Source organism: Paraburkholderia sp. A1RI_3L, assembly GCF_048957895.1.
Taxonomy (GTDB): Bacteria; Pseudomonadota; Gammaproteobacteria; order Burkholderiales; family Burkholderiaceae; genus Paraburkholderia; species Paraburkholderia kururiensis.
Window position 1 is genome coordinate 1 of the sequence record NZ_JARCHA010000011.1, and the last position, 23,894, is coordinate 23,894.

At 65.3% G+C, this 23,894-nt stretch carries 22 protein-coding genes; 6 read left to right on the forward strand and 16 right to left on the reverse strand.

Annotated elements, in window-relative coordinates; translation table 11 throughout:
- Positions 1-125 precede the first annotated feature (125 nt).
- The 13 genes from PXJ20_RS25135 to PXJ20_RS25195 form a co-directional block, all read right to left on the reverse strand.
- Positions 126-770, reverse strand: coding sequence for a 3'-5' exonuclease (locus PXJ20_RS25135; RefSeq protein WP_421032352.1), 645 nt, complete (start codon positions 768-770; stop codon positions 126-128).
- Positions 771-783: 13 nt separating this feature from the next.
- Entirely contained in the window at positions 784-2,610 is a 1,827-nt protein-coding gene (locus tag PXJ20_RS25140) for a DUF294 nucleotidyltransferase-like domain-containing protein (RefSeq protein ID WP_421032353.1), read from the reverse strand.
- 97 nt (positions 2,611-2,707) lie between these two features.
- Entirely contained in the window at positions 2,708-4,438 is a 1,731-nt protein-coding gene (locus tag PXJ20_RS25145; protein ID WP_017776100.1) for a cation acetate symporter, read from the reverse strand.
- Positions 4,435-4,743: a DUF485 domain-containing protein gene (locus tag PXJ20_RS25150; RefSeq protein WP_017776099.1), complete on the reverse strand. Its 309-nt coding sequence runs from the start codon at positions 4,741-4,743 to the stop codon at positions 4,435-4,437. The genes PXJ20_RS25145 and PXJ20_RS25150 overlap by 4 nt, the downstream gene beginning before the upstream one ends.
- A 264-nt stretch (positions 4,744-5,007) precedes the next feature.
- Positions 5,008-5,385, reverse strand: a complete 378-nt coding sequence (locus PXJ20_RS25155) for a hypothetical protein (protein ID WP_421032354.1) — start codon at positions 5,383-5,385, stop codon at positions 5,008-5,010.
- A gap of 190 nt (positions 5,386-5,575) precedes the next feature.
- Complete coding sequence (locus PXJ20_RS25160; protein WP_421032355.1) at positions 5,576-8,047, reverse strand: Lon protease family protein; 2,472 nt, start codon at positions 8,045-8,047, stop codon at positions 5,576-5,578.
- 18 nt (positions 8,048-8,065) lie between these two features.
- Positions 8,066-8,503: a hypothetical protein gene (locus PXJ20_RS25165; RefSeq protein ID WP_126879612.1), complete on the reverse strand. Its 438-nt coding sequence runs from the start codon at positions 8,501-8,503 to the stop codon at positions 8,066-8,068.
- Positions 8,504-8,846: 343 nt separating this feature from the next.
- On the reverse strand, positions 8,847-9,185 hold the full coding sequence (locus tag PXJ20_RS25170; RefSeq protein WP_026121721.1) for an L-rhamnose mutarotase: 339 nt from the start codon (positions 9,183-9,185) through the stop codon (positions 8,847-8,849).
- Between the two features lie 9 nt (positions 9,186-9,194).
- Entirely contained in the window at positions 9,195-10,319 is a 1,125-nt protein-coding gene (locus PXJ20_RS25175) for a mandelate racemase/muconate lactonizing enzyme family protein (RefSeq protein ID WP_421032356.1), read from the reverse strand.
- A 72-nt stretch (positions 10,320-10,391) separates the two neighbouring features.
- Positions 10,392-11,222: an ABC transporter permease subunit gene (locus PXJ20_RS25180; RefSeq protein ID WP_026121720.1), complete on the reverse strand. Its 831-nt coding sequence runs from the start codon at positions 11,220-11,222 to the stop codon at positions 10,392-10,394.
- A 66-nt stretch (positions 11,223-11,288) separates the two neighbouring features.
- Positions 11,289-12,233 (reverse strand): carbohydrate ABC transporter permease, encoded by a 945-nt coding sequence (locus PXJ20_RS25185; RefSeq protein WP_421032670.1) that lies wholly within the window; start codon positions 12,231-12,233, stop codon positions 11,289-11,291.
- 66 nt (positions 12,234-12,299) lie between these two features.
- Positions 12,300-13,649, reverse strand: coding sequence for an ABC transporter substrate-binding protein (locus PXJ20_RS25190; protein WP_421032357.1), 1,350 nt, complete (start codon positions 13,647-13,649; stop codon positions 12,300-12,302).
- A 147-nt stretch (positions 13,650-13,796) separates the two neighbouring features.
- Positions 13,797-14,873 carry an ABC transporter ATP-binding protein gene (locus tag PXJ20_RS25195; protein ID WP_421032358.1) on the reverse strand — a complete coding sequence of 359 codons (1,077 nt, stop codon included), beginning with the start codon at positions 14,871-14,873 and terminating at the stop codon, positions 13,797-13,799.
- Between the two features lie 311 nt (positions 14,874-15,184).
- Between PXJ20_RS25195 and PXJ20_RS25200 the strand changes: the two genes are divergently transcribed.
- From PXJ20_RS25200 to PXJ20_RS25210, 3 genes are all read left to right on the forward strand, one after another.
- Positions 15,185-15,970: an IclR family transcriptional regulator gene (locus PXJ20_RS25200; protein WP_199541939.1), complete on the forward strand. Its 786-nt coding sequence runs from the start codon at positions 15,185-15,187 to the stop codon at positions 15,968-15,970.
- 125 nt (positions 15,971-16,095) lie between these two features.
- A complete protein-coding gene (locus PXJ20_RS25205; RefSeq protein ID WP_042301760.1) occupies positions 16,096-16,335 on the forward strand; it encodes a helix-turn-helix domain-containing protein in 240 nt (79 codons plus the stop codon).
- A 2-nt stretch (positions 16,336-16,337) separates the two neighbouring features.
- A complete protein-coding gene (locus PXJ20_RS25210; protein WP_421032359.1) occupies positions 16,338-17,684 on the forward strand; it encodes a type II toxin-antitoxin system HipA family toxin in 1,347 nt (448 codons plus the stop codon).
- Here the strand turns inward: PXJ20_RS25210 and PXJ20_RS25215 are convergent.
- Positions 17,679-18,728 (reverse strand): MerR family transcriptional regulator, encoded by a 1,050-nt coding sequence (locus tag PXJ20_RS25215; protein ID WP_421032360.1) that lies wholly within the window; start codon positions 18,726-18,728, stop codon positions 17,679-17,681. The two genes, PXJ20_RS25210 and PXJ20_RS25215, sit on opposite strands and share 6 nt — an antisense overlap.
- A gap of 200 nt (positions 18,729-18,928) precedes the next feature.
- Between PXJ20_RS25215 and PXJ20_RS25220 the strand changes: the two genes are divergently transcribed.
- Together PXJ20_RS25220 and PXJ20_RS25225 are read left to right on the forward strand one after the other, a co-directional pair.
- A complete protein-coding gene (locus PXJ20_RS25220; RefSeq protein ID WP_421032361.1) occupies positions 18,929-20,479 on the forward strand; it encodes a cryptochrome/photolyase family protein in 1,551 nt (516 codons plus the stop codon).
- 268 nt (positions 20,480-20,747) lie between these two features.
- Positions 20,748-21,158, forward strand: coding sequence for a hypothetical protein (locus PXJ20_RS25225; protein ID WP_421032362.1), 411 nt, complete (start codon positions 20,748-20,750; stop codon positions 21,156-21,158).
- A 266-nt stretch (positions 21,159-21,424) separates the two neighbouring features.
- Here PXJ20_RS25225 and PXJ20_RS25230 read toward each other — a convergent pair whose 3' ends face one another.
- Positions 21,425-21,820: a TraR/DksA family transcriptional regulator gene (locus PXJ20_RS25230; protein ID WP_277599755.1), complete on the reverse strand. Its 396-nt coding sequence runs from the start codon at positions 21,818-21,820 to the stop codon at positions 21,425-21,427.
- Between the two features lie 299 nt (positions 21,821-22,119).
- Between PXJ20_RS25230 and PXJ20_RS25235 the strand changes: the two genes are divergently transcribed.
- Positions 22,120-22,449 carry an HPF/RaiA family ribosome-associated protein gene (locus PXJ20_RS25235; RefSeq protein WP_421032363.1) on the forward strand — a complete coding sequence of 110 codons (330 nt, stop codon included), beginning with the start codon at positions 22,120-22,122 and terminating at the stop codon, positions 22,447-22,449.
- Positions 22,450-22,602: 153 nt separating this feature from the next.
- Here the strand turns inward: PXJ20_RS25235 and PXJ20_RS25240 are convergent, their stop codons facing one another.
- A complete protein-coding gene (locus PXJ20_RS25240; RefSeq protein WP_421032364.1) occupies positions 22,603-23,664 on the reverse strand; it encodes a HoxN/HupN/NixA family nickel/cobalt transporter in 1,062 nt (353 codons plus the stop codon).
- Between the last annotated feature and the right edge of the window lie 230 nt (positions 23,665-23,894).

A 23,894-nucleotide genomic window follows, 5' to 3' on the forward strand; every position in this document is an offset into this window, starting at 1 on the left:
CAAAAATGTCGATAATTTATCTTATGTAAATTCAATGACCGGGAACGAGAAACTCTCAACTCCGGTCCATCCGACGTCCTGCATATCCCACGTCCTGCGTTCGCTGCACCTAACCCCAACCTGCCTCATCCACACCGCCGCAGCTTCAAAAACGCCTCCGCCGCCATTACGGCATCGTTGAGCGCATCGTGCGCGTTGCGCATGGGAAGCCCTAGCGCATCCATCATGGTCGCAAGGCGCAGGTCGATGTCCGGCGCGCCTTGCTGGCGCCATGGCGGCAGTCGGCGAAACATGTAGTCGTAGAACATGGCCGACACCTCGATCCTGCGCTGCGGCAAACCAATGCCCAGCATGGGCACCGCCACCCGGTCGAGCATCGCCAGATCGAATTCGAGGTAATAACCCACGAGAGGCCGGCTGCCGATGAAACGCAGCAGCGCCGCCAGCGCCTGCGCAACCGGCACGCCATCGGCCAGGTCTCTGTAACGCAAGCGGTGCACGCATACGCTGTCACGCGAAACGTCCCGTGTGGGCCGGATCAGCATCTCGAATCGCTGGCTGGTCAGGATCACGTTGCCGGCAATGCGGACCGCCGCGATCGAAATGATTTCGTCCGCGCGCCTGTCCAGCCCGGTTGTTTCGCAGTCCAGCGCAACATATTCGTCAGGTGGCGGCGGTTCGAACATGAAGTGGTAGGCCGGATCCTTCAGCCGACGCGCAAGCCATCGCCGGCGCAGCGGCTGCAGCCAGGCACTGGATGTGAGCGTCACGCCCCTGCTCCGCTCACAGGAACTCGGTCCGGAAGCGCTGCCGCAGCAGCGTCCTGAACCGCTTCACCACGCCGAGCGCGTCCTTGAGCAGGTCGCGCTCCAGCGACGACAAATGCCCAACCTGCACTTCGCCCGACACGGGCCTGTGCGCGTCGATTTCCGTGAGACCGGCCTTCAAGCGCAGCCCCATCAGAAAATGCAGGCTCTCCGTCAGTTCCGAAGCCATGTCCGCGCTCACGGCGTCATGAGCGATCAAGGCGTCGAGCCGTTGCACCGTACCGGTCTCGCGCGTGACCCGGTACGCGAGCGCGAGGCTGCGCACGCCGTGCACGATCGGGAAGATGCCTTCCTTCTTGATGTCCAGCCCGCGGTCGGCGTCGGCGAGTGTGAGCAGCCGGTTCCACCATCCCTGCGTGTTGCCGAAAGCCTCGGTTGCCGACGCAAACCGCGCGAGCATGACTTCGCTGTCCAGTGCGAACTCGATCAGCGATGCCCGCAACGGGTCCAGCAGCGCGGCGTCTCCGCACACGGCACGCGCGTCGAAAAAAATGGCCAGGTTCATCAATCCTTCGGCATCCGGAGCGATGAGCCACTCGCGGATGCGCCGGCCGAACGCACTCACCGGCATGCACCAGTCGGGCCGGCTCAACATGATGCCGCCCGGGCACGGCGGATAACCGAACGCGGCGAGCGCATCGGAAAACCGCGCGACGATCGCGTTCAGGTCCGCGGGCGGGCTGTATCCATCGCGCAGCACCAGGGCGTTGTCCTGATCGGTCTTGAGCAACTGCTCGCCGCGCCCTTCGCTGCCCATGACGAACAGGCAGCTGTTCGCGACGAGGTCAGGCGGCGCAATCATCTTCCAGGCGCGTTCGAACAGGCGCCCGTTCACTTCCTGCACCTGGCGCGCGATCAGTTCCACACGCGAGCCGCCCCGAAACAGCAGCGACACCATGCGCGTGACGCTCGACGCCGCCTGGGCAAGCGCGTCCAGATCGCGCGCCATGTCGATCTGCTCGGCCAGCAGGAACGAATGGTTGGCGAGAAAGCTGAAGACGTCGAGCGATTCGAGCAGACCCACCACGTCGTTGTCTCGCATGACGACGAGACGATGAACGCGGTGGCGCAGCATCGTGGTGAGCGCGTCGCCGATCTGCGAGGAAACCGGCACGGCGACGAGCGTGAATTCGCTCATCCTGCCCACAGGCAAGCGGTCCAGCGGCGTGCCGTCGAGAATCGCCCGTTGCAGCGACGTGCGCGTGAAGATGCCAAGCCGCGGCAGCGCGGTGGTGTCGTCGCGCACCAGCACGCTCGACACGTTGTGCTCCTGAAAAAGCCGGACGACGGAGACCACGTCCGCACCCGCGTCGACAAAATGCGCCGGCCGGATGAACGCGGCGTCGACGCGAGCCAGCAGCAGCGACTGCATCTCCTCCTGGCTGCGCCGCTGCGCGATGACACCGAGCTTCCTGCCGATATCCGAGAAAAGCAGCGCGCCAAACCCGGTGTTGGACGCAATCAGATCCTTTACCGTCTGGCGTGCGAGGCGGTACGCGAGCACCTCTTCGATCGCGACGAAGCGGCTGCCCGACTTGCCGGCCACGAGGGCGCGTCCGTCGAAGCAGTCGTCCGGCCCGTAGGTCGCCACGACCTCCTCGCCTTCGTACTGCGTGACGCACCCTTTGGTTACGACGAAGAGATACGCGGGCGTGGCGCCCGCTTCGAGAATGGCCTCGTTTTCCGCGTAATACGCGATATCGACGTTATCGCGCACGAGGCGCCGTTCGCCCTCGTTCAGGCAGTCGAACGGCGAAGCGGCGAAATTGAAGGCGTTCGGCATGGATGCCTGTCCAGACGAAAAACGTGCGGACCGCCTTCAAACAACTCATGCGGTCCGCACGCCTCTACCGTTGCAGCAATGCTCTGCGGCAATACGCTTAGTGGCCGGAGGCGCGCGCGGCACCCAGCCCGGTTTCCGAGCGCACCTGCTGAATAGCGAACGACTCGCGCTCACGCTTTGCCCGCTCGCTGCGGTCGAGCACGGAGAAGAGCCACACGCCCACGAAGCCGATGGTCATCGAGAAGAGTGCCGGAGACGTGTACGGGAACCACGCCGAACCCTTCGGATAACCCAGCGTGGCTTCCCACACCGAAGGCGACACGATGGTCAGACCCACCGACGAAATCAGCCCGAGGAATCCGCCGATCACCGCGCCTCGCGTGGTGCAGCCCTTCCAGAGCATGGAGAGGAACAGCACGGGGAAGTTGGCCGAGGCCGCGACAGCGAACGCAAGCGACACCATGAACGCGATGTTCTGCTTCTCGAACGCGATGCCGAGCACGACGGCCACGATGCCGAGCACTACGGTCGTTACGCGCGACACGCGCAGTTCGTCGGCGCTGTCCGCCTTGCCGCCGCGGAAGACGGTCGCGTACAGGTCATGCGAAACCGCAGACGCACCCGAAAGCGTGAGACCCGCGACGACCGCGAGGATGGTCGCGAATGCCACAGCGGAGATGAACCCGTAGAAAACGTTGCCGCCCACGGACTTCGCCACGAGCACGGCCGCCATGTTGGCCGTACCGGCCCCGCCCTTGATCACGCCCTTCGCGACGTCCGCCAGTTCCGGATTGGTGAGCACGAGCGTAATCGCACCGAAGCCGATGATGAAGATGAGGATGTAGAAGTAGCCGATCCACGTGGTGGCCCACAGCACCGACTTGCGTGCCTCCTTCGCGTCCGGAACGGTGAAGAAGCGCATCAGGATGTGCGGCAGACCTGCCGTGCCGAACATCAGCGCCATGCCGAACGAGATGGCCGAGATGGGGTCTTTGATGAAGCCGCCGGGGCCCATCACGGAGCGTCCGATCTTCGCCGCTTCTTCAGGCGACTTGCCCGCTGCCGCGGCGATGGCCGTCTTCACTTCCACGCCCTTCGCGAACAGCGCTTCGGGGCTGAAGCCGTACTGCGACATGACCATGATGGCCATGAACGTGACGCCGGCCAGCAGCAGACAGGCCTTGATGATCTGCACCCACGTGGTCGCCGTCATGCCGCCGAACAGCACATAGACCATCATGAGACCGCCGACGATCACGACCGCCACCCAGTAGTCGAGCCCGAACAGCAGCTTGATGAGCTGCCCCGCGCCAACCATCTGCGCGATCAGGTAGAACGCGACCACCACGAGCGTGCCGATAGCGGCGAACGTGCGGATGGGGCCCTGCGCGAAGCGGTAGCCGGCCACGTCGGCGAAGGTGAATCGCCCGAGGTTGCGCAGGCGTTCGGCCATCAGAAACGTGATGACGGGCCAGCCCACCAGGAAGCCGATCGAGTAGATGAGCCCGTCGTAGCCGCTCGTCATCACCGCGGCGGAAATGCCCAGAAAGGAGGCCGCGGACATGTAGTCGCCCGCAATGGCAAGGCCGTTCTGGAAGCCGGTGATGCCACCGCCCGCCGTATAAAAGTCGGCGGCCGAGCGCGTGCGCGAGGCGGCCCACTTCGTGATCCAGAGCGTGCCGGATACGAAGAGCGCAAAGAGAACGATGGCCGTCGTGTTGGTGGCCTGCCGCGTGGTTTGTCCGACGTCGCCGCCTGCAGCCAGCGCCACGCCCGTCCACGAAAGGGCCGCGAACGCGGCAAGGCTGATGAGATGTTTCCTGTTCATTTAGCAACGTCCCTGAGAATGTCCTGCGTCATGCGGTCGTATTCGCTGTTGGCCCGGCGCACGTAGATGCCGGTGATGACGACCGTAAAGACGATCAGTGCCACGCCGACGGGGATGCCAACCGTCGTGACGCCGGTGCCGATGGGGCGTGCGAGGAACGACTTGTCGAACGCGATAAGGGCGATGTAGCCGTAGTAGACGAGCAGCATCAGGGTGATCAGCAGCAGCCCGAGGCCGTTACGCCTTCGTTTCAGTTCGGCGTACCCGGGGTGCGCCTGGATCTTTGCGATCAGGGGATCGTCCATTTGAGGTCTCCTCGATTGTTCTGCATGGGACGCCTCATTCTCGCCACGGATGCTGACTGACTTCTTACGCGGCAGGCGGAAATCCCTGCCTTGCGCGCCGTGGTTTTCCCTGGGCTGAGGCAATTTTCGGCATGCGCGCGGCGGCGCCCGGCCGCCGTCTGGCTGGTTGCGCGGGTTGCGCGCGCAACAGGAGATGCATGCCGGAATCACGCCGGCATGCCGCGGTGGTTCGTCGGGTTCCGTGAGGTTCGTCAGGTTCGGCGGTCAGCCAGGCAGCCCTGCGCAGCCGATGGCGTGCCGCCGCGCGATCTCGTCGAGTTGCGCCCGCCACTCGGCCACCTGCCCGGCATCGTGCAAATCTTCAAGATCGCGCAGCAGCGCGGCGACTCGCGGTTCGTACGCGTCCACGCCCGACCTCGTCAACGCGTGCAGCAACGGGCCGTCCTGCCCCGCCGTGTAGTAGCCGATCCCAAGACCTTCCAACGCGTAGCTGTAGTACTCGTCGTTGATGAGTACCCCGATGGCGCATCGGTGTCCGTAGCGTCCGCGAAGTCGGCAACTGCCGCTTTCGTCCTCGGAAATGGCCCCTTGCGTCAGCAGATGCGACTGCACCGTCGTGAAAATTTCGTTGAGCCCTTTCATCGCCGGCCACCCCAGGCCATCATGCGGTTCGTTGCAGGTCGTTCCAGGCTTCGTGCGAGCGCTGCTTGCGCCGCCAATCTCAGCCTCTCTGCTTTTTTATCGTCAAATAGAACGACCGGCCGCATCCTGACAAACCCTGTTTCGCCTCGGTGTGACGCTCGCTTGTGCGCTTTCCACGCTATCAGCGCCCTCAGCGTCCCCTGCCGCCCTCCCCGCGCGGCTTGGCCGCCGCGAGCGTATGGCCGACCGGTAACGACCTCCAGCGTTTTCGCGTGGTGAAGGCGTAGGACGGATGCAGGACGAGAGCACGCCGGCCTTCGGCGAAAGCGGCCAGCTTGGCGCACACGCGCGCATTCACGCTTTGCGCCGGGAAATTGCCCTGCGCATCGGCTTCGCCTGCCGGTAAGCCCGTCAGCAGTCCGATCGCTTCATCCACCGTTGCAATCGCGTAGATGTGGAACTGCCCCGCGGCCGCGGCTTCCACCACGTCCTCGCGCAGCATCAGGTGCTTCACGTTGGCCTGCGGGATGATCACGCCCTGCTCGCCGGTCAGTCCGCGCGCACGGCACAGATCGAAGAACCCTTCGATCTTCTCGTTGACCCCGCCGATCGCCTGCACCTCGCCATGCTGGTTCACCGATCCCGTCACGGCCAGCGACTGCTTCACGGGCACATCCGCGAGCGAGGAAAGCAGCGCGCACAGCTCTGCCACGGATGCACTGTCGCCCTCCACCTGGCCGTAGGTCTGCTCGAACGTGAGGCTCGCGGCGAGCGGAACCGGCTGGTCGCCGCAATAACGTGCCGTGAGAAACGACGACAGGATGAGCACCGCCTTCGAGTGCACCGCGCCCGCCAGCTTCGCCTCGCGCTGGATGTCGATGACCTGCCCCTCGCCCGCGTGGGTGCGCGCCGTGATGCGCGCGGGGTGCCCGAAGGTGAAGCCGCCCATTTCGGCCACCCACAGACCGTTGACCTGGCCCGGCCGCGCCCCGCTGCTGTCGATGAGCAGCGTGCCGCGCAACGTCTCTTCCGCGAGGCGCGAGCGGACGCGGTCGCAGCGTGCCACCTGCGTGTCGAGCGCACGCTGCACGTCTTCGCGCGCCACCACCGCGGCGCCCCGCTCGCGCGCCCGGTAGTCCGATTCGCGCAGCAGGTCGACGAGCGTGCGCATGTGCAGCGAGAGCTTTTCGGCGTCGCCCGCGTGGCGCGCCTGCTGTTCGATCACGCGCGCCACGGCACCGGCATCGAGCGGCAGCAGGTGCTGGCGCCGCGCCACCGAAGCAATGAGCCGCGCGTAAAGCATCTGGCTTGGGCCGTCGCGCTGCAGGTCGTCTTCGAAATCGGCGGGCACCTTGAACAGCTCGCAAAAGTCGGGGTCCAGTTCGTAAAGCAGGTAATAGAGCCAGCGCTCGCCAAACAGGATCACCTTCACGTCGAGCGGCACCGGCTCGGGCTCCAGCGAAACGGTGCTGACCATGCTGTACATTTCCGCGAGCGATTCGATGCGGATCTCGTGCTTGAAGAGCGCGCGCTTCAGCCCTTCCCAGGCAAAGGGCTGACGCAGCACCTTGTCGACTTCGAGCAGCAGATAGCCGCCGTTCGCGCGATGCAGGTCGCCTGGCTTGATGAGCGTGAAGTCGGTGACGAGCGTGCCGAGCAGCGCCCGATGCTCCGCCCGGCCAATCAGGTTCTGGTAGGACGGGAAGTCCTGAAACACGACCGGCGCGCCGGCGTCGCCCTCGTGGTCGAGCAGCACGTTGACCTGATAGCGCGAGAACGATTCGTTGCCCGGGGCCGCATCGCCGTCCGGGCCTTTGCGGAATTCGTCGACGCTGTCGAGCACGTCCAGTTGCACGGCATCGAGATACGTCAGCACGTGCGGCAGATCGGCATAGCGTTGCCGGACCTCGTCCACGAGATGCGCCACCGCGGCCATGGCGACCTCGCGGTTCAGCGCGCGCAGCCGTTCACGCCGCTCCTTCTGCCAGACGGGCACCTGGCGCAGCAGCCGCTCGAGCCGCTCCTGCAACGCGGCAAGCGCCGTGTCGAAGGCGCTTCGCCGTTCCTGCGCAAGCTCCTGATATTCCTTTTCGCTGAACGTTTCCCCGTCGTGCATGGGCGCAAGCGAAAAACCGAGCGGCGTGCGCACGAGCGCCACGTTCTGTTCGGCCGCGTCGTCGCCCAGCGTGGTGAAGGCCTTCTCCTGGAGCGTGGCGAATTCGGAGTCGATCTGTTCGGCCCGCGCGCGATACGCGTCGCTTTCGAACGATGCGGGAATGGCGAGCCGCAGCTCTTCCACGAGCTGGTACATGTCCCGCTGCAATTTGCTCGCGCGGCCGGGCGGCATACGAAGCGCACGCGGCTTGTGCGGCTGGGCGAAGTTGTTGACGTAGCACCAGCCGTCCGGCGCGGGCTGCGTCCTCGCGCGCTGCTTCAGAAACTGCTCGAGCACCGTGTGCTTGCCCGAGCCCGACGGCCCTAGCACGATGAGGTTATAGCCGTCGTGGGCCATTTCGATGCCGAAGCGAATGGCGTCCACGGCACGTTGCTGACCGACGATATCCGGCGGATCGGGCAGATCGGCCGTGGTTGCAAAGCTGAATTGTTGCGGGTCGCAGACACGGCGCAGGCGGTCTGCGGGGACAGGCAGGGTGAGGGACATGGAGAACGAGCCCTTTCGTTATGGATGATGGAGGTTCGTGTGCCGCACGATCTTCCTCAGGACCAGCGCGGCGGCCGCGATCAGGCAGACGACCACGAACCACAGGGCAAGGACGTAGCCGATCAGGAGCCAGAACTCTTCGACGCGCTGCTGGAGCACGCGCGCCTGGTAGGACGGCGCGTCGTGTGCGGCGTCCGCAAACGACACGCGATAGCGGAAAAAGGACCGGCAAACGGCGCTCTCCGGTTCGCGGGACGCGAACAGCGAGCCGGCCGGTATCGCCTGCACGCTCGCGCATTCGGGCGCGTTCATGCCGGCCACGATCGCGGCATCCACGGGATGATCGTAGGTAGCGCCCAGCCACGTCACGGCGGTCGCAAAGGCGAAGCTCAAGACGAGCGCATGGAACCACCGGGTCGCGCGGCGATGCCGCCGGCCATGAAGCCTGGCTTTCATGACGTCACTCCACGTTGTTTCGCGTTGTGCTGCGTTGCCCGCACCGCCCTTGCTCGCCCGCAAACGTGCGCACGCACCCTGCGCGGCGTGGCGAAAACGGTCGTGCCGGTATCCGTTCATGCTGTGGATTTCACGGCTCGTACCTGTTGATATGGCTCAAACTTGTCGGCCGCGGGAACAAATGGGCGAGCTGGAGCCGGCAGACCGCGCATCGGGCGGTCTGCCGGGATGAGACATCGCGTCTCAGGAAGGGAGGAGGCAGAAGGCGCTTGCCGGCATGCGCAAGCGCGGTGAGATCGGGTTAGTGGATTCGACGCGCTTCGACATGCCCCGCGCGGGCGTTTCAGTCTTGCGGATCGAGGTCGAAAACCTGTTCCATCATCGCCCACTGCTCGCCTTCGGGCGTTCCGGCAAGGCGCATCTGGCACGGGTCGGTCAGCGTCCACCAGCGCTGGGTCTCGGGGTCGGCGGCCATTGCGGCCATGTCGGCGGCGAAGTCGTCGCCGTGGTATTCCCAGTAGCCGAACAACAGGTTTTCCGGCTCGCGCAGGAAGATCGAGTAGTTGCGTATGTTGCTTTGCCGGATCCGTTCGAGCACCGCGGGCCACACTTGCGCGTGCAACCGCCGGTACTCCGCGATCTGTTCCGGCCGGATTCCCACCACCATCGCCATCTTTCGCATGCGTCCTCTCTATGCGGTTTGCAGGTTCGATGCGTCGACGGTGAATTCCACATGCGCGGCCGCGCGAACCGCGTCCCAGTCCCACTCGATGCCAAGGCCCGGTTCGTCCGGGGCATAGGCGTGACCGTCTTCGATACGCACGCGGTTCGTCGTCAACGAATCCAGTTGCGGAATGTACTCCAGCCAGCTCGCGTTCGGCACCGCCGCGCACAGGCTCACGTGCAGTTCCATCAGAAAGTGCGGACAGATGTCGAGGTTGAGTGCCTCGGCCATATGCGCAACCTTCAGCCACGGTGTAATGCCGCCCACGCGGGCGACGTCGGCCTGCACGATCGCGCAGGCATCGGCCTTCACGTATTCGCCGAACTGGCCCAGGTGATACAGCGACTCGCCCACGGCGACCGGCACGCTCGTCGCAAGCGAGAGCCGGCGATGCGCATCCACGTTCTCCGCGGGCATCGGCTCCTCGAGCCAGCCAGGGCGAAACGGCTCGAATGCGTGCGCGCGCCGCAGCGCTTCCTGAAACGTGAAGCCCTGATTGGCGTCGGTCATGAGCTCGAAGCCCTCGCCCACGGCTTCGCGCACGGCTTCGAGGCGACGCACGTCCTCCGAAACGTGCGGCCGCCCCACTTTCAGCTTCGCGCCGCGAAAACCGTCCGCGCGCGCCTGCAATGTCTGCTCGACGAGTTCTTGCGTCGACAGGTGAAGCCAGCCGCCCTCCGTGGAATACGTTTTCGTGCGCGGTTTCGCACCGCCTGCCGCAACCCACAGCGGCACACCTGCGACGCGCGTGTTGCGGTCCCACAGCGCGGTATCGATGGCGGCCAGCGAGAGGCTCGTGATCGCGCCCACCGCGGTCGCGTGCGTATGAAACAGCAGGTCGCGCCAGATCGCCTCGAACGCAGCCGGGTCGCGGCCGATGATGCGCGGCGCCAGGTGATCGCTCAGCAGCGCGACCACCGACGACCCGCCGGTGCCGATGGTGTACGTATAGCCGGTTCCGCTGCTGCCGTCGTCGCAGCGAATCGTCACGAGCACGGTTTCCTGCACGACGAACGACTGGATCGCGTCGGTGCGCTTGACCTTCGGCTGCAGATCTACCTGGCGGATTTCGACCGCATCGATTCTTGTCATGGACATTCGTCTCCGAACGGGAATGGTCACGCCGCGTCGCCCGGCGCTGCAACGTCTCAGCGCCTCAGCGTCTCAGCCTTTCACGCCGCCCAGCGTGAGCCCGGCGATCAGATGTTTCTGCACGATGAACGTCAGCACGATGGCGGGCACGATGATGACCACCGCCATCGCGCACATGCCCGCCCAGTCCACCGAAAACTGCGCGGTGTAGTCCATCAGCCCCACGGGCAGCGTCTTGGTTTCGGGGCTGCGGCACAGCTGGGTGGCGAGCGCGAATTCGTTCCAGCTCGTGAGGAACGAAAAGATGCCGGCCGATGCGATACCCGAACGCGCAAGCGGCAACTCCACGCGCCAGAACGCCTGCCAGCGCGTGCAGCCGTCGATCAGCGCGGCCTGCGAGAGTTCGATCGGCACTTCGCGAAAGAACCCGTCGATGAGCCACACCGTGAACGGCACGTTCATCGCGAGGTAGACCACGATCACGCCAAGGCGCGTGTCGAGCAGCCCGGTCCAGGCCCACAGCATGAAGATAGGCAGCGAGAGCGCGATGCCGGGAATGGCCCGCGTCAACATGAGCAGCACGAACAGCACGTTCTTGCGGCGGAACTCGAAGCGCGCGAACGCATAGCCGCCCAGCACGCCGATCACGAGCGCCGCGGCCGTGCTGACGCTCGAAATGATCAGCGAATTCACGAAGTACTTCGCGATGGGCAGTGACGCCATGGCGCCGAAGCCGAACATCGCACGGAAGTTGTCGAGCGTGTAGCTGCTCGCCACAAACGGCGACTCGTTGGAGAGAATCGCCACGTTCGGGCGAAACGCATTGAGCACGACCCAGAGCCCGGGCAGGCAGATCACGCACATCACGGCGAATACGCCCACCCACAGCGCGCAGCGCTTCAAGGCCGCGCCCCACGGAAACGGGGCCGATGCGAGGAGCAAGGGTTGGGCAGCTTGTGGCTCGTTCATCTATGCCGGTCCCATGTGCCGCCGAGCGGCATTGAGTTTGCGAAAGAAGTACAGCGTGAAGAGAATCGACACGAGCACCGACACGTAGCCGATCGCGTTCGCGTAGCCCATGTGCGAGTCGTCGTAGGCGATGCGGCCCACCATGGTCCACAGCAGTTCGGTGCGGCCTCCGGGGCCGCCGTTCGTCATGATCCGCACGATGTCGTAGGCGCGGCCCACGTCGAGCGAGCGGATGGTCATCGCGATATAGATGAACGGCATGAGGTACGGCAGCGTCACGTAGCGAAAGGTCTGCCACGGTGTGCAGCCGTCCACCTTCGACGCCTCGACGGGATCTTTCGGCAGCGCCATGAGCCCCGCGAGCAGGATCACGGCGAACACGGGCGTCGAGTTCCACACTTCCGCAACGATCAGCGAGGCGAGCGCCAGGTGCTCATTGACGAGAAACGGCACCGACGTCTCCATGCCGAACACCGACTGGAGCAGATGATTGATCACGCCGGTGCTGTCGTTCAGCATGAACTTGAATTGGAACCCGACCAGCACCGGCGAAAACATCATCGGGAACATCATCACGGTGCGCAGCGCGCGCTGCCCTGCCGTTACGCGGTTCAGCAGCAACGCGATGCCGAGGCCCAGCAGCATCTCCAGGTTCAACGCGACCGTGAGAAACAGCACCGTGCGGCCGAACGCCGACCAGAAGTCGCCGTTGGCAAGCGCACGCGCGTAATTGCGCCAGCCGATGAAGTGCGTGAGCGTAGCCGGATCCGTGAGCCGGTACGACGTAAAGCTCGTGTACAGCGAAAACAGCAGCGGCAGCACGACGACGATCGCGACCGAAAGAAACGCCGGCAACAGCAGCTTCGCGGGCAGCGACAAGCGCTCGCGCACGACCTGTGGCGCGTAAAGCGCGCGCCGTGTGAGCGGTGAATTGCCGGGGTGCATGTCGTCGCCGTCCTGTCGTTCGAGGTTCGCCATTTGGCGGCAGGTGAGATCAGTCAGATCGATCGGTCACTCGTCCTGGGCCGCGTCCTGCATGATGTCCGAGACTTTTTTCGCGGCATCGTCGAGCGCCGCTTTCGAACTCTTGTCGCCGATAATCGCCTTCTGCAGTTCGGGCCACAGCGCGTTGGAGATCTCGTTCCACTGCGCGATGCGCGGCGGCGTGAACGAATCGTCCTTCGCCGCGGCACTGAACACGGCGATCGCGTTCGCCATGTAGTCGTCGTGCTTCGCCTGAAACTCCTTCACAGCGTCGCGCTGCGCGTCGAGCCGCGACGGAATGGTGCCGAGGCGCGCCTCCACCATCTGCGAATCATGGCTTGTCAGGAACTCGATGAAGCTCGCCGCGATGTCGGGCCGGTTGCATGTCTTCGTGATCGAGAAACTGTGCGAGCCCGACCAGCCCGGCCGCTTGCCGGCCGCACCGAGCGGTGCGCGCACCACGCCGACGTTGCCCGAAAGCTTCGAGGTCTTCGGGTCGTTGTAGAACGACGCGAAGCCCGGCCAGTCCATGTCCAGCGCCACTTTGCCCGCAGCGAAGTTGTTGCCCAGGTCGTCCCAGACGTAGTTCGGCGCGCCCTTCGGCACCGCGCCGGCCTTGTAGAGGTCGACGAACCAGTCGAGCGTCTTCACGCCCGCGGGCGAGTTGAACACGGGCCGCATTTTCGCGTCGAGCAACTGGCCGCCGTTCGCGACAAGCAGCGAATAGAAGGTGCCGGTCAGCGCCTCGTCCTTGCCGGGGAATTGCGTGCCGTAGAAGCCGGGCGCCTTCGTGAAGAACTTCGCCTGCTGCGCGAATTCAACGAAATTTTTCGGCGGCGCCAGCGCTTCGTTGAACTGCTTGCGGTACGCGGCCTGGGTGGCGGGATCGTCGAAGACGGTCTTGTCGTAGTAGAGCGCCTCGATGTCCGTCGAGCGCGGAATCTGCACGAGATGCCCCTTCACTTCCGACTGCTTGAGCAGGCTCGGCGCAAATTGCGCGAGATAGTCCGCGGGGAAAAGGCCCGTCAGGTCACGGAAGATCGGATACTGCGCGGCGAAGTTGGTGTGATTCGACGATACGCAGTAGTCGATGTGATTCGACGCGATGTCCTGCTTCAGTTCGCGATCGAGCTCGAAATGGCTCTTGCGCGACACGATTTCCACCTTCGCGCCGGTTTGCTTTTCCCACAGCGGAATACGCGTATAGAGCGCCTCGTACTGCACGCCGCCTATCAGCTTTACGCGCAGCGTGTAGCCCTTGTATTCGTTGTCGGCATGCGCCGCGCCGGCAGCGACAATGCCCGCCAACGCCAGTACCGACACCACCGCCCGCACGATCGCACCGTGCGCAGCCTTCCTCCTGTTGCAGCCCGACATGTTGCGTCTCCTTGTGTTGGCCGTCGTGCCGCGACGGCTTTGCTGTTGCGGGTTGTCATGCCATGCGTCGTACCGCTTCGCTGTTCCGGGTGTTCCTGTCGCTCCGCGTTGCCCTTGCGACTCGCGCCGGCACGCAGGGTGGCCCCGTCAACGAAGACGTCGGCCGCTTTCCTCGTCAAACAGATACACGTGCTCCGGCGCCGCGTGCAGCGTCGTGACATTGCCCGGCTTCAAGGCAGCGCGGCCGTTCACCAGCACGCAGCACCGCTCGCTCGCAATCGTGCCGAACAGTTCGGTTGCCGCGCCCGTGGGTTCCACCACGTCGACGCAAAATGGCAGACTGCCGGCCGTGTCGGACGCCCGATGCGGCACCAGATGCTCGGGCCGCACGCCCACGGTCACACGCTGCCCCGAGGCCGCTGCCACCACCGGCGCGGCCAGCGCGCTGTCGCCGATACGCACCCGCGCGCCCTCGCCGGTGCGCTCATAGATGCCGCTGAGGCGGTTCATGGCAGGCGAGCCGATGAAGCCCGCGACGAACAGGTTGTCGGGATCGTCGTACAGGTCGAGCGGAGCGCCGATCTGTTCAATGGCCCCGCCGTTCAGCACGACGATGCGGTCGGCCATGGTCATCGCCTCGATCTGATCGTGCGTCACGTACACGGTGGTGGCCTTGAGCCGCTGGTGCAGCGCGCGGATTTCGGCACGCATCTGCACGCGCAGCTTCGCATCCAGATTCGACAACGGTTCGTCGAACAGAAAGACCTTCGGGTCGCGCACGATCGCCCGGCCCATCGCCACGCGCTGCCGCTGCCCGCCCGACAGATGGCGCGGATAACGGTCCAGCACACCTTCCAGCCCGAGAATCGCCACGGCTTCGCGGGCGCGCGCATCGATCTCTTGCGGTTTCAGGTCGCGCAGCTTCAGCGCGAAGGTGAGGTTTTCCAGCACGCTCATATGCGGATAGAGCGCGTAGTTCTGGAACACCATCGCGATGTCGCGTTCCTTGGGCGGCAAGCTGTTGACCACGCGCCCGTCGATCAGGATGCGCCCGTGCGTCACGCCATCGAGGCCCGCCAGCGCCCGCAGCAGCGTGGACTTGCCGCATCCGCTCGGGCCCACCAGCACGAGAAACTCGCCATTGCGCACGGTCAGGTCGATGCGCTTGAGCACCGGCACCGCGCCGAACGACTTCTGAACCTGCTCGAACACCACCTCGGCCATGCGTGCGTCTCCTCCAGCGGAACTGCGTCTGCAACGGACCGGGCGCACGATGCGTCGCGACCCCGGCTGCGCCTCTGCGCTTTGCCTCTGCGCTTTGCCTCTGCGCTTTGCCTCTGCACTTTGCCCGATACCTTTCGCCATATTTTATTTATAAAATTCTCTTTCATACATAAAATGATGGTCGGTGTTTTCCCGCCCCCCTCGGCGTGCTTGCGCATCGGTGTATCGGCTCCGGCGGCCCGCGGTGCGGCACTACAATCGACCCCGGGCGACATCCGAACCTTTCCCCGGCATCTGCGAAGGACACTACGTTGGACACGACGCGCTACTCGGCACCGGCTCTCGAAAAGGGCCTCGACATCATCGAACTGCTGGCCAACCATCCCGAGGGCCTGTCGCTCGTCGAGCTTGGCCGCGCGCTTGGCCGCACGACGAACGAAATCTTCCGGATGGTCGTGACGCTGGAGACCCGCGGCTACCTGATTGCGAACGGCGAACGCTACGCGCTCTCACTGCTGCTGTTTCGGCTCGCGCACCGGCATCAACCCGTGCGTTCGCTCGTGTCCACGGCGTTGCCGCTGCTGACGCAACTCGCGAACGAGGTGCGGCAGTCGTTTCATCTGTGCGTCTATCAGGCGGGGCGCGTAATCATCGTGGCGGGAGTGGAAAGCCCCGAGCGCTGGGGTTTCTCGCTGAAGGTGGGCACGCTCATCGGCATGACGGACACGGCATCGGGCCAGGTGCTGATGGCGTTCCAGGATCCGACTGAGCGCGAGCGCATGCTCGCCCTGCACGTGCCCGTGGATGGCGAACTCGAAGTCGATGCGCCGGCGCTTGCGCATGAACTCGACCTCATCCGGCAGCGCGGTTTCGCGCGCATGCCGAGCCGCCAGGTGAAGGGCGTGCGCAACCTCGCCTACCCGGTGTTCGGCCGCGACGGACACGCCATCGCGTCGTTGACGACGCCTTATATCGAGCGCATCGACAACGCGCCCGTGCCGTCGATTGCCGAGGTCGGCGAAAAAATGAAGGAAGCCGCGAACATGCTGACCACGCTGATGGGACTGGACGTGTACTGGCACGCACCGTCGGATTGAGCGGATACGCCGGATGGCGGCTATCGGTCATTCCGATATTCCTGAAATATCGCCAATGCCGATATCTTGAATTTATCGCTAATGCCGATATACTGCGTTTATCGACATTAGCGATATTTCCTCCCATGCGGCAACTCATCACCACATCAGAGCAAGTCGGGCAGATTCTGCGCAGCGCACGGCGGGCGAAGGGGCTCTCGCAGGCTCAGGCCGGCATTCGGCTCGGGCTCAGCCAGAACCGCGTGTCCGAACTCGAGAAGGGGGCGGCCACCGTCACCGTCGCGCAACTGCTCGCCATGACCGCGCTCTACGACCTCCAGCTCGAAGTGGCGAGCCGCGGCGAGCCAGGCGCGACGGCGTGGTGACCATGGGCCGTCCTACCCATACCCGCGCACTCTCGGTCTGGGCCAACGGCGCGCGCATCGGCGAGTGGCGCAACCCGGCCAGCGGTGCCATGGAGTTCCAGTACGACGCCGGCTGGATGTCCTCGCCGCTCGGCCGTCCGCTCTCGCTCTCGCTGCCGTTCGGCGTCGACACCACGCCGCTGCGCGGCGATCGCGTGCGCAACTTCTTCGAGAATCTGCTGCCGGACAACGAAGCCATTCGCCAGCGCATCGGCGCGCGCTTCAAGACGCCGTCGCTCGACGCGTTCGACCTGCTGGAGGCCATCGGCCGCGACTGTATCGGGGCGTTGCAGATTCTTCCCGCGAACGCGACGTCCGACGGTTGGGACACCGTCAGCGGGCGCGTGGTGGACGAGGCCGCCATCGAGCGTCACCTGCTCGACACGGTATCGCCCAACCCCGGCCGCGCACCGGCGGATCAGGACCCGGACGACTTCCGCATTTCGCTTGCCGGCGCACAGGAGAAGACGGCCTTTCTGCGCTACGAGGGCAAATGGATGCTCCCGCACGGCGCTACGCCCACCACTCATATCTTCAAGCTGCCGCTCGGGTTAATTGGCGGCCGCAAGGTGGACATGCAGGCATCGGTTGAAAACGAGTGGCTCTGCATGCGCATTCTGGGCGCCTACGGGCTGCCCGTTGCATCCACGGAGATGCTTCAGTTCGGCAGCCAGAAGGTGCTCGCCGTGGCGCGCTTCGACCGGCGCTTCACGCCGGACGGCAAGACGTTGCTGCGTCTTCCGCAGGAGGATTTCTGCCAGGCGCTGGGCCTGCCGCCTCATCTGAAATACCAGCGCGACGGCGGGCCGGGACTCGTGCAGATTGCCGACCGGCTTCGGCAATCCGCGAACGGGCTGAAGGACATCGAAACGCTGCTGGGCGCACAGATTCTGTTCTGGATGCTGGCCGCACCGGACGGCCACGCGAAGAATTTCAGCCTCCACCTGCTGGCGCGCGGCGCCTTCGCGCTCACGCCGCTCTACGACGTGATGTCGATCTGGCCGGTTGAAGGCGACGGCGGCAGCCAGTGGTCCTGGTACAAGGCGCGCCTCGCCATGGCCGTTCCCGGCAATCACCCCCGCTACCGCATGCAGGAGATCCGCCGCGCACATCTGGACGAGATGGCCCGGCGCTGCTTCTACGGTGAGAACGCGACGTCGCTTATCGCGCCGATCATCGAGAGAACACCGGCGGTCATCGCCGAAGTGGGCGCGGCGTTACCGTCAGGCTTCCCGCCGCGCGTGGCCGAGACCATTTTCAAGGGGCTGCAGCGCAATGCCGATGCGCTTGCAGGCGAGTACGACTCATGACGCCTGCGGTCCGCCTCGTGTTTCCTCGGCAGCCACGACCCGCTCGAGCGCGGCTTCGAGCATGGCTCTCGCCTGGTTCGCCACGTTGCCCAGGTGCCGATGCAGCACGGCGTCGTCCACCGATCGCGAGGTGCAGTCGTCGCTATAGCGCTCGAAGGCGTCCAGACGCATGATCAGTTCGCCCAGGTGCTGCGGACATTCGCAGCGCACCACCGACGACGACTGAGCCATCACGCGTTCCAGCGCTTCGTCATCGAAACGGCGCGGCGCACGCACGCCGTTGCTCTCCAGACCCACGGGCGCTTCGCCCTTGCCGCCCGCGTAGAGGTCGCCCGCGAGCTGGCGCATTTCCACGGCACTCATCGGTGCGCGATACAACCGCACGCCGCCCATGCGCAGCGTTTCAGTCGCCTGCGCGTTGCCGTATGCGTAGCTGACGGCAGCCATCCGCGCATGCAGGCGGTCGCGCATCTCCAGCACTTGTGCAGCCATTTCGCGGGTGAGCGAAAGCACGTCGATGACGAGTGCATCCGCCGCCGCGCCCTTGCCCGCGGCCGCGCCGACCTCGGTCAGGTCTGAGAAGTCGAGCCGTTCCACGGCGTCGGCGCGCTGCGTCTGTTCGAGCGCGGCCCGCAGCCGACGCGAGATCGCAGCGCCTACCGTTGCAATGCGCACGCGCTGTCCCGACTCGTCGTGCACGGCCTGAGTGGACGCCACGGTGCCGCCCGGCCGCGTCTGCAAGAGCGCTTCCAGCTGATTGCGAGCGAGGCGCGCCACCGAACCGATGGCATGCCCTTGCCGCACGAGCGCCTTCAGCAGCACGAGCCGGCGCACGTCGTCCTCCGAATACAGACGCTGCCCCGACTCGCTCTTCAACGGACCAATCACGCCGTAGCGCCGTTCCCACATGCGCAGCGTCGTAGGCGGCATGTTCGCGAGCCGCGCCGCTTCGCCGCTGCGGTAGCGGTGCCCGCCGTCCGTTTGGCTCACGCGTTCCTTATTGCTACGGGATGTGGCCGCCGCCAGCTTGGCCTTTGTCTTCATGCGGTCTCCTGATTCGTTAAGGACGTGGGTGAGCTTCATGCCCGTGGAAAGGGATGATAGCGCACGAACCTCTTTTGAAACGCATTCTCGTGACATTGCAAGACTTAATCCCGTATCTTCCGATTCACTCTGATTGATATACCCGATACTCGTCACGCAATCGGATAAACTGTCACACATATTCACCTCCCCACCCGCCGATGCCGTCCCGCTCGCCTCGCCCTTCGCAACCGCCCGTTGTCGTCTGGTTTCGCGACGACCAGCGTCTCGCGGACCATCCCGCGCTGGAATACGCCGCGGCGAGCGGCCATCCCGTTGTCTGCGTCTATGTCTACGATCCTGAGCCGCACGATGCGCGTGCGCCAGGCGGCGCCGTGCGCTGGTGGCTGCACGAATCGCTGCGCGAACTCGATGCCGCGCTGGCAGCGCGCGGTGGCGGACTGACCGTGCTGTACGGCCCCGAACAGGAGGTCATCGAAACGTTCGTCGCGCAGACCGGCGCGGCCAAGGTGTGCTGGAACCGCCGCTATTCGGCCGCGCAGCGCAAGACGGACGCCGCCATCAAGTCGGCGCTGAAAGCGCGCGGCATCGAGGTGTTCACCTTCAACGGACACCTGCTGCGCGAGCCATGGACCGTCACCACCCGCGGCGGTCAACCGTTCCAGGTATTCGGGGCGTACTGGCGCGCGGCGCGGCACGACTATGCGCCGGAGTTGCCCCGCCCAGCCCCAGGGCGTATCGACTTTTTTCGCGTGCCGGAGCACGTCACCTCGCGCGTGAAGGCGCTCCCGGACCTGAAACTTCAGCCGTGCGCGCCCGATTGGGCGGGCGGATTGCGCGACACCTGGCAATGCGGCGAAGAAGCGGGACAGCGCCGGCTCCAGCAATTTCTCGCCGACACGCTCGCCGGTTACGCCATCGGCCGCGACACGCCGGGCGCGCAGGCCACGAGCCGGCTGTCGCCGTATCTTCGCTTCGGCAATCTCTCGGTGCGGCAGGTGTGGTACGCGGCGCTGGAGGCCAGTCACGCCGGCCCTCGAGCAGATTGTCAGGCAGAGGCAGACGCGTACCGCGCAGCCTCGCCTATTGCGGCAAGCCTCGACAAGTTTCTCGACGAGCTGGGCTGGCGCGAGTTTTCGTACCACCTGCTCTACCATTTCGCGCCGCTCGATCGCGTGAACTTCCGGCGTCAGTTCGATGCCATGCCGTGGCGCGACGACCCTGAATCGCTGGACGCCTGGCAGCGCGGCACGACCGGCTATCCGCTCGTCGACGCCGGCATGCGCGAGCTGTGGCACACGGGCTGGATGCACAACCGCGTGCGCATGGTGGCGGCGTCGTTTCTCGTCAAGCACCTGCTCATGGACTGGCGGGCGGGCGAAGCCTGGTTCTGGGACACGCTCGTGGACGCCGATGAAGCCAGCAACCCCGCGAGCTGGCAATGGGTCGCGGGCACCGGCGCCGACGCCGCGCCGTACTTCCGGATTTTCAATCCCGTCCTGCAGGGGCAGAAGTTCGATCCCGAAGGCGACTACGTGCGGCGCTGGGTGCCGGAACTGGCGCGGTTACCCGATGCATCGATCCACGCACCGTGGCGCGCGCAGCCGGCGCAACTAGAGGCCGCATCGGTGCGGCTCGGCGAGAGCTATCCGTTGCCGATGGTCGATCATCAGCATGCACGCACGCGAGCGCTCCAAGCGCTCCACGCCCTGCAGCGGTTGCGCGGCGAACAGGCGGACAGAGCGGCATAGGCGGAGGCGTTGCGCCACGCCATCGACGATCGGTGATCGGAACAGATCGCGGCGGGGAGACCGGTCCGTACCCCGTTAGCTTCGAACGTCCCCCCGTGTCGATTCCTCTATCCCTCGCGCGCCTCTTTCAAGCGGCCTCGCACAAGCCTGCAGCCCCGCCGCGCAGCGCCCGGCCACTTCGTCGCGGCACGGGCCTTGCGGACTCTCTGCATGCATGTCCTCGATTAGGACGCGCAATTCGTCTACGACTTTCGGGAGGAATTCGATCATGAAGACTTCAGTGAAGAGAATGCTCGTATCGATCGCGGTGGCCACGTTCGCGGGCGGCGCATTCGCTCAGGCGGGCGGTGGTGCCGGCGCAGGCGGTGCCGGCAGCGCGGGCGCGGGTGGCGGTGGATCAGGTGGCAGCGCAGGGGTGGGCGCGGGTGGCGGCACGACCGGCGGTGCGGGCGGTGTGGCTACACCGGGCACGTCGCCGGGTGCGGGGACGATGGGCCGCTCAGGCACCAGCCCGACCGACAGCGGCTACGGCTCGCCGGGCGTGACCGGCACGGGCGGCGGCATGGGCACGGGAACCGGGGCCACACCACCGAACCATTCCCGCATGGGTCGCTCGAACAGCGACAACTATCGCGGCGAGAGCAACGATATGAATAGCCCGAACCAGAGCGGTCAGTAGCAACGTGGCGGCGTGACGGCGGGCTGCGCGGGCGCTGCGGCGTCTGTGCGGCCCGCTCCTGTCGCGGCCCCGCAACGCAGGCCGTGTAGTTTCTTCGTCCATGCGTTCATTCCGGCAGGCCGCTCGATGCCAACTTCGATTGCCCGCTTCGCAACGCCCCCACGCGAACGGTGATGTGTCGGCGCATCGAGCACCGGGCGGTCGCCGTGTTGGTTCAAACGCTCGCTTCACCAGGTCGGCTCACCGGCCGGTCTCAAAAGCCGGTCTCAAAAACCGCGCGTCACCTGCGGCCCGAAGGTCTTTTCGTGCACGGCCTGGCAGTGCGCGCATCGCGTGGCTGTCGGGCAAGCAAGAAGCCGCTCCTCACCCACCGGCTCGCCACAGCCGCTGCACGTGCCATAGCTGCCGTCGTCCATGCGCGCCAGCGCCGCCTTGATTTCGCGAAGCTCCGCCAGATGCAGGTCGATCACCGCGTGGTCGATGTCGGCGAACAGGTCCGCTGAGGACTCGTCGCCCTCGTCGGGCGCGCTGCCGGCCATGTCCGCGTAGGGTTCGTCCGCGCGATGCGCCTCGCGCGACCCGATATCCGCGCGAACCGTTCGCTCGCGCTCCACCAGCAACGTGCGCAGGGTTTCCATCTGGCGTGGGTCCAATGCGGTCATGATTCACTCCTCGTTGTCACGCGCGCTGTCGTGCGCGTCGTCATCGTCATGCAAACAGGCTGCCGGGGTGGCTCGCCCATGTGATCCGGATCATTGCGTCCGGACCGGCAACGCAGCCACGACCGCGGACAACCGCCCGGGCCACCCTTTCCGTAACCCTATCGGCACGGTTCTTCGAGGAATTGACGCACGTCAATCCGGCCGCGGCGGCGGCGGTTAGCGTATCGGTCACGCACGCTGCGACTGACGTCGACGGTCGAGCGGCGACCAGCAACGACAACCTTCGAGTGACCGAAACAATGAAACTACCTTTGGACATTTCGTTTCAGGGCGTGGACCGCTCCGATGCCGTGGAAGACGCCGTGACCCGGCATGCCGAAAAGCTCGACGGCATCTATCCGGACATCATGCGCTGCCGCGTCAGTTTGATCCTGGAGGAGAAGCACAAGAGCCAGGGCAAGCAGTTCAACGTGCGCATCGACCTCACGATTCCGGGCCGCGAAATCGTCTCGAACAGCGAGCGCAACGAAGACATTTACGTCGCGTTGCGCGACGCGTTCAAGGACATCACGCGCATGCTCGAAGACGCCGTGCGCAAGCAGCGCGACGAAAGTCGGCAACAGCCGTAGGCTGCCGCCTTCCCGCCGTATTTCCCTCGCCGGGCGTCCCCCATCTGGCGTCGCTCATGTGGCATCGCTCATCTGGCATCACCCGGCAACATCTGGCAACACCCGGCAACACCCGGCACGAGCGGAGGTCTGGCATGACCGCCCCGCTCGGGCTCACCCGGCTATCTTCACCTCGATCTCGTCGTAGCGCTTCAGGCGGTACACGAGCGCCGACACCAGCCAGCACAGCACGAACAGGCCGATCACGAAGTAGCCGACAAGGCCGAAGTTTTCGGAGGCCAACGCGAGCGTGTCCCAGAACGGCCCCTTGAGCGCGAGCTTGTCGGCGGCCAGCGCGAGCACCTCCACGCCGCCAATCGCCACCGCCACCACCACCGAAACGAACGTCACCGTCAGGTTGTAGTAGAGCTTGCGGATAGGCCGCACGAACGCCCAGCGATAGGCGCCCGTCATGAGGATGCCGTCGGTCGTATCGACCAGCGACATGCCCGCCGTGAAAAGCACCGGCATGACCATGACCGACCAGAACGAGAGACCGTCCGAGGCCTGGGCCGCGGAGATACCGAAGAGCGCGACCTCCGTGGCGGTATCGAAGCCGAGCCCGAACAGGAATCCGATGGGATACAGATGCCAGCTGCGCGACGCGAGCCCGAAGAGCGGCCGGAAGATACGCGCCAGCAAGCCACGCTGCGCGAGCAGCAGGTCGAGATCCTCCTCCACCAGCACCCCACCGCGCCGCACCGCGCGAAACGTGCGATACACCGACTTGAGAATCGCGAAATTGGCCGCCGCGAGCAGAAACAGAAACGACGCCGACACCACCGTCGAAATCATGCCGCCCACGGCCCTGAACTGCGGAAACTGCGCGGCGATGCGTGTGGTCGCGCAGGCCACGGCTACCGACATCAGTACCACCACGGTGGAATGCCCCAGCGAAAAGAACAGCCCCACGCACAGCGGATTGCGCCGTGCGCCGACGAGCTTGCGCGTCACGTTGTCGATGGCGGCGATGTGGTCCGCGTCCACCGCGTGGCGCAAGCCGAACGTGTAGGCGAGCAGCGCGGTGCCGAGCAGCACCGGTTTGTCGTGAAACACCGCGAAGGCCCAGCCCCAGGCGGCAACATTGAACGCGAGCAGGAAGGCGTAGATGCCGGCCACGCGGCGGCGCGAGGTGGCGGGTTCATCGTTGAACAACTGGAACGCTCGTTCGAGCACGGCAACTCCCTGCGGTTGGAATTCAAGGCGGCATAAGCGTGCGGCGGTACGCGGCGCTTGACGGCAATACAACGGCGACACAACGGGGGCCCGACGAAGGGGCACAACGGGAACACTCACGGCGGGCGCCGCATGGGTTGCGGCGAGGCCCGGCAAACTCGCGGGCGAGTGTACGGGCCGCCTTCCTGGACCGTCAAGCAATGGAAAGAATTGGCCAACGGAATGGCTTT